The sequence below is a fragment of the Janthinobacterium sp. TND4EL3 genome (assembly GCF_900156175.1).
Taxonomy (GTDB): Bacteria; Pseudomonadota; Gammaproteobacteria; order Burkholderiales; family Burkholderiaceae_D; genus Janthinobacterium.
The window spans coordinates 1-9,566 of record NZ_FTMV01000049.1 but is presented as its reverse complement, the minus strand read 5'-3'; the positions used below and the strand labels follow the sequence as shown (position 1 = coordinate 9,566).

The 9,566-nt window shown below is 61.2% G+C and carries 8 protein-coding genes and 1 pseudogene; all 9 read left to right on the top strand.

Translation table 11 applies throughout. The annotated features are described in order from the left end of the window. A pseudogene (locus BXA07_RS29305) lies at positions 1-201 on the top strand (sulfoacetaldehyde acetyltransferase); the annotation flags it as partial. A 196-nt stretch (positions 202-397) separates the two neighbouring features. Then, entirely contained in the window at positions 398-805 is a 408-nt protein-coding gene (locus tag BXA07_RS29300) for a nuclear transport factor 2 family protein (RefSeq protein ID WP_076573209.1), read from the top strand. A gap of 25 nt (positions 806-830) precedes the next feature. Continuing rightward, positions 831-2,270 carry an NAD(P)/FAD-dependent oxidoreductase gene (locus BXA07_RS29295; RefSeq protein WP_076573208.1) on the top strand — a complete coding sequence of 480 codons (1,440 nt, stop codon included), beginning with the start codon at positions 831-833 and terminating at the stop codon, positions 2,268-2,270. A gap of 122 nt (positions 2,271-2,392) precedes the next feature. After that, positions 2,393-3,445, top strand: coding sequence for a taurine ABC transporter substrate-binding protein (gene tauA / locus BXA07_RS29290; protein WP_170909775.1), 1,053 nt, complete (start codon positions 2,393-2,395; stop codon positions 3,443-3,445). A 71-nt stretch (positions 3,446-3,516) separates the two neighbouring features. Beyond that, complete coding sequence (locus BXA07_RS29285; RefSeq protein ID WP_076573206.1) at positions 3,517-4,332, top strand: taurine ABC transporter ATP-binding protein; 816 nt, start codon at positions 3,517-3,519, stop codon at positions 4,330-4,332. A gap of 79 nt (positions 4,333-4,411) precedes the next feature. Then, a complete protein-coding gene (locus BXA07_RS29280) occupies positions 4,412-5,206 on the top strand; it encodes an ABC transporter permease subunit (RefSeq protein ID WP_070219225.1) in 795 nt (264 codons plus the stop codon). Positions 5,207-5,496: 290 nt separating this feature from the next. Further along, positions 5,497-6,930: an amino acid permease gene (locus tag BXA07_RS29275; protein ID WP_076573205.1), complete on the top strand. Its 1,434-nt coding sequence runs from the start codon at positions 5,497-5,499 to the stop codon at positions 6,928-6,930. Further along, on the top strand, positions 6,923-8,152 hold the full coding sequence (locus BXA07_RS29270; protein WP_076573204.1) for a SorA family sulfite dehydrogenase catalytic subunit: 1,230 nt from the start codon (positions 6,923-6,925) through the stop codon (positions 8,150-8,152). Before BXA07_RS29275 ends, BXA07_RS29270 begins: the two co-directional genes overlap by 8 nt. A gap of 10 nt (positions 8,153-8,162) precedes the next feature. Then, complete coding sequence (locus BXA07_RS29265) at positions 8,163-8,780, top strand: SorB family sulfite dehydrogenase c-type cytochrome subunit (RefSeq protein ID WP_076573203.1); 618 nt, start codon at positions 8,163-8,165, stop codon at positions 8,778-8,780. The last annotated feature ends 786 nt before the right edge of the window (positions 8,781-9,566 follow it).

Below are 9,566 nucleotides of genomic sequence, written 5' to 3'. Positions count from 1 at the left end.
GCCATGGGCGCCGAAGGCATCACGGTCGACAAGCTGGAAGACGTGGGACCGGCCCTGAAGAAGGCAATCGACATGCAGATGAATGAAGGCAAGACGACCATCATCGAAATCATGTGCACGCGCGAGCTGGGCGACCCGTTCCGCCGCGATGCGCTGAGTAAACCAATTCGTCACCTGGACAAGTACAAAGATTACGTCTAAGTAAGCCGGCCTGTGAGGATCTGGCTTGTGACCAAATTCTCACAAATTGTCACGGAAACATCATAATTTCATTAAAGAATACAAGGCGTCCCGTTTTTTGGATTATTTGATTTGACAAGGCCATGCTTAAGGCTTAAATTCAATAAAAGACAAAAAACGGAACGTAGCGTATCAAAAACGATTTACGGAGACCACCATGAACCACCCTGTACCGCATACCGACGCCGTCACCACCGACTTCCTGCAAGCGTTCGGCGACGCCTGGAACCGCCACGATATCGAGGCCCTGATGGCCGCCATGGCCGACGACTGCGAATTCCATGCCGTGGCCGGCCCTGACTTGCTGGGCAAGAGTTTCGTCGGCCGCGACGCCGTGCGCGCCGGTTTCGAGCTGGCCTGGCAAACCTTTCCCGATGCCGCCTGGCTCGATCCCGTGCACTTCGTCAGCGGCCAGCGCGGCGTAACGGAATGCACGTTTTCCGGCACCAAGTCGGACGGCACGCGCATCGAGGCGCGCATGGTCGACATTTTCACTTTCCGCGACGGCAAGATCGCCGTGAAGAACGCCTTCCGCAAGGATCGCCCACCTGTCGTCAAAGCTTGAGCCAGTACGTTCACCAGGAATGATCATGAACAAACCTGTCGACACCCCGCCTGACGTACTGGGCAACAGCACCGCCGCCCGCACGGCCTACGATCCCGCCTACGATCCGCTGGTGGCGCAGCGCCCCGGCCATGGCAATGCCTACGCGCCCACCTACTGGATAGGCACGGCCGGCGAGCCGCCGGCCGACGACGGCCCCATCACGCATGACATCGACGTCGACGTGGCCATCATCGGTTCCGGCTTCACGGGCCTGTCCTGCGCCATCTTCCTGGCCCAGGAGCACGGCATCAAGGCTACCGTGCTGGAAGCGAACAGGGTCAGCTGGGGCTGCAGCACGCGTAACGGCGGCCAGGCGCAATGCACGACGGGCCGCCTGAAGCGCTCGCAGTGGATCGCCCGTTACGGCATGGACACGGCCCTGAAACTGCACACGGAAGTGTGCGACGCCATGGAAACCTTCAAGAAGATCACGGCCGACATCGATTGCGACCCGCAGCCGGGCGGCCACCTGTACATCGCCCACAAGGCGAAAGCCATGCCCGCGCTGGAAAAAGAAGCCAAGGTCATGCGCGAGATCTTCAAGTACGACGCGCGCATCCTCGACGCCGACACCGTCAAACGGGAATTCGTCGACGACAAGGAAGCGGCCGGCGCCCTGCACGAGCCGGAAGGCATCGGCATCCACGCGGGCAAGCTGGCCTTCGGCTACCTGCGCAAGGCGCGCGCGCTGGGCGCCAAGGTGCATCCGTCCAGCCCCGTGATGGGCTGGGAAACGCGCAATGGCGTGCATTACCTGCAAACGCCGGGCGGCGTGGTGCGCGCCCGCTCCGTGGCCGTGGCCACGGGCGGCTACACCTCGCCCCACCTGCATGCGCAAGTGAAGAACCGCCTGTTGCCGATTCTGTCGAACTCCATCGTCACCCGCCCCTTGACCGCGGCGGAAATCGAGGCGTGCAATTTCCGCACCCACCAGGTGATCACGGATACGCGCATCTTGCGTCACTACTACCGCTTGATGCCGGACAACCGCGTGCAGATCGGCAGCCGCAGCGCCATCACGGGCGCCGACGCGCCGGATGACAGATACAAACAGTTTTTGATCAATGACCTGCACCGCAAGTTCCCCGCGCTGACCGGTATTCCCATCGATTACTCGTGGTGGGGCTGGGTCGACGTCAGCCACGACATGATGCCGCGCATCGTACAGCCCGATCCGAAACAATCGATCTTCTATTCGCTCGGCTACGGCGGCAACGGCGTCATGTACTCGGCGCAGGCGGGGCGGCGCATGGCCGAGCGCATCGCGGGCAAGGCCAGCGATACGGGCTTGCCGATCTTTAACTCCAAATTGCCGTATCCCAACATGATGGAACTGGTCGAGTCGCAAGCGTTCGCCCCGTTCCGCCGCCTGGGCCAGCGTTTCCTGTACCGCTGGTATCACTTGAAGGATGAAGTGTTTTAAATAGTAATCGCAGTAGCCGTACTAAGCCGCCGCATGGTTGACAAAGAGCAAACAGCGGCGCCTCCCGCAAGGGATGAGATTGCCCGCACGTTCACACATAACAATAAATCTTGGAGTGAGACATGAACACTAATACGAGCAAAAACACGGTTTTTTCAACGATGCGCCGCGCCGTCCTCGGCACCCTGGTGCTGGGCGTCGCCCTTGCTTCCAGCGGTACCGCCATGGCGCAAGGCAAGGAAGTGACGATAGCCTACCAGGAAATCAACGGTCCCTTCCTGGTGGCGATCGCCAGCGGCGAAGTGGAAAAGACCACGGGCTATAAGATCAACTGGCGCAAGTTCGACTCGGGCGCCAAGGTGGCCACCGGCATGGCGTCCGGCGACGTGCAGATCGGCGTCATCGGTTCGAGCCCATTGACGGCGGCTGTCAGCCGCGGCGTTGACCTGCAGCTGTTCTGGATCATCGACGACATCAACGAAGCCGAAGCGATGGTGGCCCGCAATGGCGCCGGCATCAGCAAACCGACCGACTTGCGCGGCAAGAAGATCGCCGTGCCGTTTGTTTCCACCACACACTTCCACACCATGTTCGCGCTGGAAACGTGGGGCATCAAGCCCACGGAAGTGAAATTGCTCAACATGCAGCCGAACCAGATCGCCGCCGCCTGGGAACGGGGCGACATCGATGCCGCCTTCGTGTGGGACCCGGCCTTGAGCAAGCTCAAGCAAAACGGCAAGGTGCTGGTGACCTCCGGCGAACTGAGCAAGAAGGGCAAGGCCACGTTTGACGGCATGGCCGTCGAGCGCGCCTGGGGCGAAGCGAACGCCGACTTCATGGCCAAGTTCGTCAAGGTGATGGCCGCTGCCGACGCCGACTACCGCGCCAATCCGAAGGCGTGGACCATCGATTCCCCGCAAGTGAAAGCCAACGTCAAGCATTCGGGCGCGGCTGCCAAGGACGTGGCCGCTTCCGTGGCCCTGTACGCCTATCCATCCTTGCAGGAACAGGCTTCGCCGGCCTGGCTCGGTGGCGGCGCGAAGGGCGGCGTGGCGCAAGCCTTGCTGGCCACGGCGCAATTTTTGAAAGCTGAAGGCAAGATCGATGCGCTGGCCCCTGACTACGCCAAATATGTGACACCCAGGTATGCACAGGCCGCCGGCCTGCTGAAGTAAACGTTGTGCGATGGCGCGCCTGCGGGCGCGCTGACTGAACAGAGTGCGTTGAACAGAACTGTGGGGACACGATGGAAAATCTGTACGTCAAGGATGTCAGCGTGATTTATCCGGGCAAGACGGCCGGTGAACGCGTACATGCCTTAAATAATATCAATTTGACTATCAATAGCGGCGACTTCGTCGTCGCGCTGGGCGCTTCGGGCTGCGGCAAGACAACCTTGCTGAGCCTGATGGCGGGTTTTATCGCTCCGTCCAAGGGCGAGATCATGCTGGGTAGCAATAAAGTGCAAGGACCGGGCGCCGACCGTGGCGTCGTGTTCCAGAAACACGCCTTGCTGCCGTGGCTGAATGTCATAGAAAACGTGGAATTCGGCCTGAAGCTGCAAGGCGTGCCGAAAGCCGTGCGGCGCGAACAGGCGGCGAAGAACCTGGCGCTCGTGGGCTTGAAGGACTTTCACGACAATATGATTTATCAATTGTCGGGCGGCATGCAGCAAAGGGTGGGCATCGCCCGCGCCCTGACCAGCAATCCCGCCATGCTGCTGATGGATGAACCGATGGCGGCGCTCGACGCGCTGACGCGCGAAACCATCCAGGAATTGCTGCTCGATATCTGGGCCAAGTCCAGCACCATGTTCTTCTTCATTACCCACAGCGTCGACGAGGCGCTGTTCCTGGCGAACCGGCTGATCGTCATGTCGCCCCGTCCGGGCCGCATCACGCACACGTATGAACTCGATTTCAACAAGCGCTTCCTCGAATGCCGCGATGCGCGCGCCGTGAAATCGAGCCCGGACTTCATCAAGATGCGCGAAACGGTGCTCAACATCATTTATGGCGACGAGCGCGCCGTCAATAAAGAGCTGGAGGTGTCCCATGCATAGCCCATCCGTCGTGGGATTTCCTCCCACCACCGCCAAGCGCGCCGGCTTTTTTGGCCGCCTGTTCGCTCCCCGCTGCGCCATGCCCGGCGAAGCGTTCGGCGCGCCGGGGCAGGGCAATTCCAGCCGCATCGCCACCGTCACCGTCATCGCCGTGCTCTTGCTGTGGTTTGGCGTGACGGCCAGCGGCCTCGTGAAACCGCTGTTCCTGCCGTCGCCGCAAGCCGTGTATGAAAAATTCATCATGGCCGCCACCACCGGGTTCGGCGGCGCCACCCTGTGGGAACACACGGTGGCCAGCCTGGTGCGGGTGTTCGGCGCGTTTGGCCTGGCTTGTCTTTTCGCTATTCCCGTCGGCGTGATGATGGGCGTGAACCGCGTGGCACGGGGCATCTTCGATCCCTTGATCGAGTTCTACCGTCCGCTGCCACCGCTTGCTTACTTGCCACTGGTTATCATCTGGTTCGGCATCGGCGAGTTTTCGAAGGTCTACCTGATCTTCCTGGCCATCTTTGCGCCGATGGCCATCGCGGCCCGCGCCGGCGTCAGTTCCGTGTCGCTGGAGCAAATCCACGCGGCCTACTCGATGGGCGCCACGCGCTTCCAGGTCATCGTGCACGTGATCCTGCGCGCCGCGATTCCGGAAATCCTCACTGGCATGCGCATCGGCATCGGCGTGGGCTGGACCACCCTGGTGGCGGGCGAAATGGTGGCGGCCACGCGCGGCCTCGGCTACATGGTGCTCAGCGCCTCCGAGTTCCTCGCCAGCGATGTGGTGATCATGGGCATTATCGTGATCGGCTTCTTCGCCTTCCTGTTTGATTTGATGATGCGCTACCTCGAACGTACCCTCGTGCCATGGAAGGGCAAGGTGTAAGACGTTCCCGGGAGTGGCGCTAATGCCACAAGTGTTGCCGCCGCTCCCATTTTTTAACCAGCAATAACTGAGCCACACCCCGTACGTATCCTCCAGCGCGCTTGCCCCTTGGGCGCCGCGCCGGGCCGCTGCATTTCCAGATTGACTTATGGCATGCAGCCAACCAGACTGATTTGATGATGTATCGATGCTGCTTGACGGTGTTGCCCAAATAAAACAAAGCCGCGCGGCAGGAACAAGCCGCAGCAGGCCAGGGCGCACCGAGCTTCAGATATTACTAGGAGACACACATGATTAGCGACAACCACAACAACACGGGCTTGCAGCATTCGCTGAAGCAACGCCACATGAGCATGATCGCCATCGGCGGCGTGATCGGCGCCGGCCTCTTTGTCGGCAGCGGCGTCATCGCCAAGGCTGCCGGCCCGGCCGCCATCCTATCCTTCCTGCTCACGGGCGGCCTGGTCGTCCTGATCATGCGCATGCTGGGCGAGCTGGCCTCGTCCCTGCCCGTGGTCGGCTCCTTTTACGAATATGCGCGCCTGGCCTTCGACGACAAGCCGAAGGTGTCGAAATTCCTCGGTTTCATGAGCGGCTGGATGTACTGGTATTTCTGGGTCGTCGTCGTCGCCCTGGAAGCCATCGCCGGCGCCAAGCTGGTCAACTTCTGGCTGCCCGACGTGCCGTCGTGGGCCATCAGCCTGGTCTTGCTCGTGTCGATGACGGTGCTCAATTTGTTCTCCGTCAAGGCCTTCGGCGAATTCGAGTTCTGGTTCGCCTCGATCAAGGTGGTCGCCATCGTCGTCTTCCTGTTCGTCGGCGCCCTGTTCATCACGGGCAGCTTGCCCAACAGCATCCCGACCCTGGGCTTTTTGACCAGCCATGGCGGCTTCATGCCGCACGGCTGGGGACCCGTGCTCAGCGGCGCCGTCGCCGCCACGGCGTTTTACTCGGGCGCCGAAATCGTCACCATCGCCGCCGCCGAAACGTCGGACCCGGCCAAGGCCATCGCCCGCGCCACCAATTCCGTCGTCATGCGCGTGCTGATGTTCTATGTCGGTTCCATGTTCGTCGTCGTCTGCATCGTGCCCTGGGATTCGCCGGCCATCGCCACGCCCTTCGTCAGCGCCCTGAAAGTGATGAACATCCCGTATGCGGCCCACATCATGAACGCCATCATTTTGACGGCCGTGCTGTCGGCCCTGAACTCCAGCCTGTACGCCTCGTCGCGCATGATCTTCGCGCTGACGCGCCGCGGCGACGCCCCCACGGGCCTGGTCAAGCTGAGCAAGAATGGCGTGCCGATCCGCGCCATCCTGTTCAGCACCTTGTTCGCCTACTTCGCCATTGCCGTCTCGTATGTGTCGGCCGACCTGGTCTTCCCCTTCATTGTGAACTCCTACGGCATCCTGATCCTGTTCGTCTACCTGCTCATTGCGATATCTCAATTGCGTTTGCGCCGCCGCCTGGAACGCGAATGCCCGGAACGCATCAAGGTGCGCATGTGGCTGTTTCCTTACCTGACGTATTTCACCATCATCGCCATGCTGGTGATCCTCGGTGCCATGAGCGTGTCGTCCGATACGGAGCAGCGCGTGTCGTTCTGGTTCGGCCTGCTGAGCGTGGTGATCATGAGCGTCATGTACTACATCAAGAAACTGGTCAACGATGACCGCAACGGCGGTGCTGCCGCCGACACCAAAGTGGAGCTCAAACATGTCTGACACGACCTTGTTGCCTGCAGGACGGCGCCGCTTCCTGCGCACGACGGCCGCCCTGGGCGCCGCCGCCGTGGCGGGGCCGACGCTTGCTGCTTCCACGGCCTCCGTCACCTTGCCGTTTGAAAATGGCGAGCGCGAACTGGTGGCCTTCCCGCAAAAGCGCCCGCTGATCCTGCTGACCAGCCGCCCGCCCCAGCTGGAAACGCCGTTCAGCGTGTTCAACGAGGGCGCGATTACCCCCAACGATGCGTTCTTCGTGCGCTATCACTGGAGCGGCTTGCCGACCAGCATAGATGGCGGCAGCTACCGCTTGCGCATCGCCGGCCTCGTCAAGACGCCGCTGGAGCTGTCGCTGGCGGAACTGAGACAGCTGGCCGATCCCGTGGACGTGGTGGCCGTGACGCAATGTTCGGGCAACAGCCGCGGCTTCTTTGCCCCGCGCGCGAATGGCGGGCAGCTGGGCAATGGCGCCATGGGCAATGCCCGCTGGACGGGCATCCCCCTGAAAACCGTGCTGGAAAAAGCCGGCATCGGGGCCAGTGCCGTGCAAGTGGCCTTCAATGGCCTGGAAACGCCGCCCGTGGGCGACGGTCCCGACTTCCAGAAAGCCCTGTCCGTCGAGCACATCATGGCCGGCGACGTCCTGCTGGCCTGGGCCATGAATGGCGAAGACATCCCGTTCCTCAACGGCTATCCGCTGCGCCTGATCGTGCCGGGCTACTATGGCACTTACTGGGTCAAGCACCTGAGCGACATCACGGTGCTCGACAAACCGTTTGACGGCTTCTGGATGAGCACGGGTTACCGCATCCCCGACAACGGTTCCGGCTTCATCGAGCCGGGTACGCCGGTGGGCAAGACGACGCCGATCAGCCGCCTGAACGTGCGCTCCTTCATCACCAGCGTGCAAGATGGCGCGCAAGTGAAGGCGGGGCGCGACCTGGCCTTGCGCGGCATCGCCTTCGATGGCGGGCAGGGCATCAGCGAGGTGACGGTGTCGACAGACGGCGGCCAGACGTGGCAGGAAGCAACGCTGGGCAAGGACCTGGGCCGCTTCTCGTTCCGCGAGTGGACGATGGTCATGAAGGCGCCGCGCAAGGGCAGGCATGTGCTGATGGTGCGCGCCGTCAACCGCATCGGCCAGAGCCAGCCGATGAAAGCCCTGTGGAATCCCATGGGTTATATGCGCAACGTGGTGGAAACCACGCGCATTCAGGCAGTGTGAGGAGAACCAGATGCTGATAAGAACATTCGCCACCGCCGTGGCCCTGGCGCTTGCCGGCAACGCGGGCGCGCTGGAAATCCAGCTGCCGCCGGAGACAGCCACCTATAAACCCAGCGAATTGCCCGGCTACCAGTTGGTGCAGCGCAACTGCATGACCTGCCACGCGGCCCAGTATGCGTCGACCCAGCCGCCCGCTTCGCCGCGCGCCTACTGGGAAGCGACCGTCAAGAAGATGAAGAAGCCGTTCGGCGCCCAGTTCGACGACGCGGACATGCCGGCCATGGTCGATTACCTGGTGAAGACCTATGGAGCGGAGCGGGGCGCTGCGGCGCCTGCCGCCGCGGTGAAGCCCGCCGCAGCGGCTGTCCCGGCCGCCGGCGGCCAGGATGTCAAAACCTTGCTGGCGGCAAATGGCTGCATGGCATGCCACGCCCTCGACCAGAAGGTGGTCGGCCCCGGCTTTGCCGAGGTGGCGGTCCGCTACAAGGGCAAGGACGGCGTTGCCGCCGTGGCGGCGAATATCCGCAGCGGCGGCGCCGGCAAATGGGGCCCCGTGCCCATGCCGCCGTTCAGCCAGCTCAGCGTGGCCGATGCGGCCACGCTGGCCAAATATGTGCTGTCCAGATAAGACCCGGCCAACGCGGCCGCGTCGCTGATCTATCCTTCCTTTCCGCCGGCATCCGGCGTGGCCGCTGCCTGCCACGCCGTTCTTCCTCGCCGCGATCAATTGCGCCGCCCGGTTCCCGCGTGGCCGTCAAAAATAAGTTTCCGTTCCCAATATTTATTCATTGATTATCTATTTTTGCAAGAATGTGACATGTCAATTTTCAGCAGAAAAAGTGTGTCATCGGATGAGCATACACGTGTGTAAAAAATAACATTGTTTTGTATTGTGATAATGCCAATCTCTTGCTCATTTCGCGGGCATGGCGCGCTCATGGAATAGCATGTCGATAGTGACACTGTTTCAATTTTGTTGTGTTATGCCAACGAATTTCTTGCCGGAAAGGCGCATTTTCACGGTGTTTTACGGACTTTGAGGCGATCACAGTTGAGTCTGCACCAATGTGGTGAAAGAGGCCGGCAGATACGTTTTTTTTCGCCTGATGACGGGCTAAAATGGATCAATGTTGCTGATGGGAATATATTTTTTTTGTTGTCATTGTATTTGACAGTGATGTCAAAAAAATACTGTCCTTGCAGCTCTTGTATTGCCCGTCGGTGCAGCCGCTAGCGGCTTGCCTGGCGCGGGCGCGCCGCCTGAAAGGATGACTTTGAACACCAAATTACTTCCCTTGACCCTGCTGCTCCTGATCCAAAGCGCCTATGCCGTCGATCCCCCGAATGCCGGCAGCCAGTTGCAGCAGATTCCCGTCGCGCCGCAGTTGCCCAAGGCGCCGCCAGCCATTCGCGT

What these genes read in the sequence shown, in the direction of transcription:
- BXA07_RS29300 (WP_076573209.1), top strand. Translation starts at nt 398, where the DNA reads ATGAACCACCCTGTACCGCATACCGACGCCGTCACCACCGACTTCCTG.
- BXA07_RS29270 (WP_076573204.1), top strand. Translation starts at nt 6,923, where the DNA reads ATGTCTGACACGACCTTGTTGCCTGCAGGACGGCGCCGCTTCCTGCGC.
- BXA07_RS29275 (WP_076573205.1), top strand. Translation starts at nt 5,497, where the DNA reads ATGATTAGCGACAACCACAACAACACGGGCTTGCAGCATTCGCTGAAG.
- BXA07_RS29285 (WP_076573206.1), top strand. Translation starts at nt 3,517, where the DNA reads ATGGAAAATCTGTACGTCAAGGATGTCAGCGTGATTTATCCGGGCAAG.
- tauA (WP_170909775.1), top strand. Translation starts at nt 2,393, where the DNA reads ATGAACACTAATACGAGCAAAAACACGGTTTTTTCAACGATGCGCCGC.
- BXA07_RS29265 (WP_076573203.1), top strand. Translation starts at nt 8,163, where the DNA reads ATGCTGATAAGAACATTCGCCACCGCCGTGGCCCTGGCGCTTGCCGGC.
- BXA07_RS29295 (WP_076573208.1), top strand. Translation starts at nt 831, where the DNA reads ATGAACAAACCTGTCGACACCCCGCCTGACGTACTGGGCAACAGCACC.
- BXA07_RS29280 (WP_070219225.1), top strand. Translation starts at nt 4,412, where the DNA reads ATGCCCGGCGAAGCGTTCGGCGCGCCGGGGCAGGGCAATTCCAGCCGC.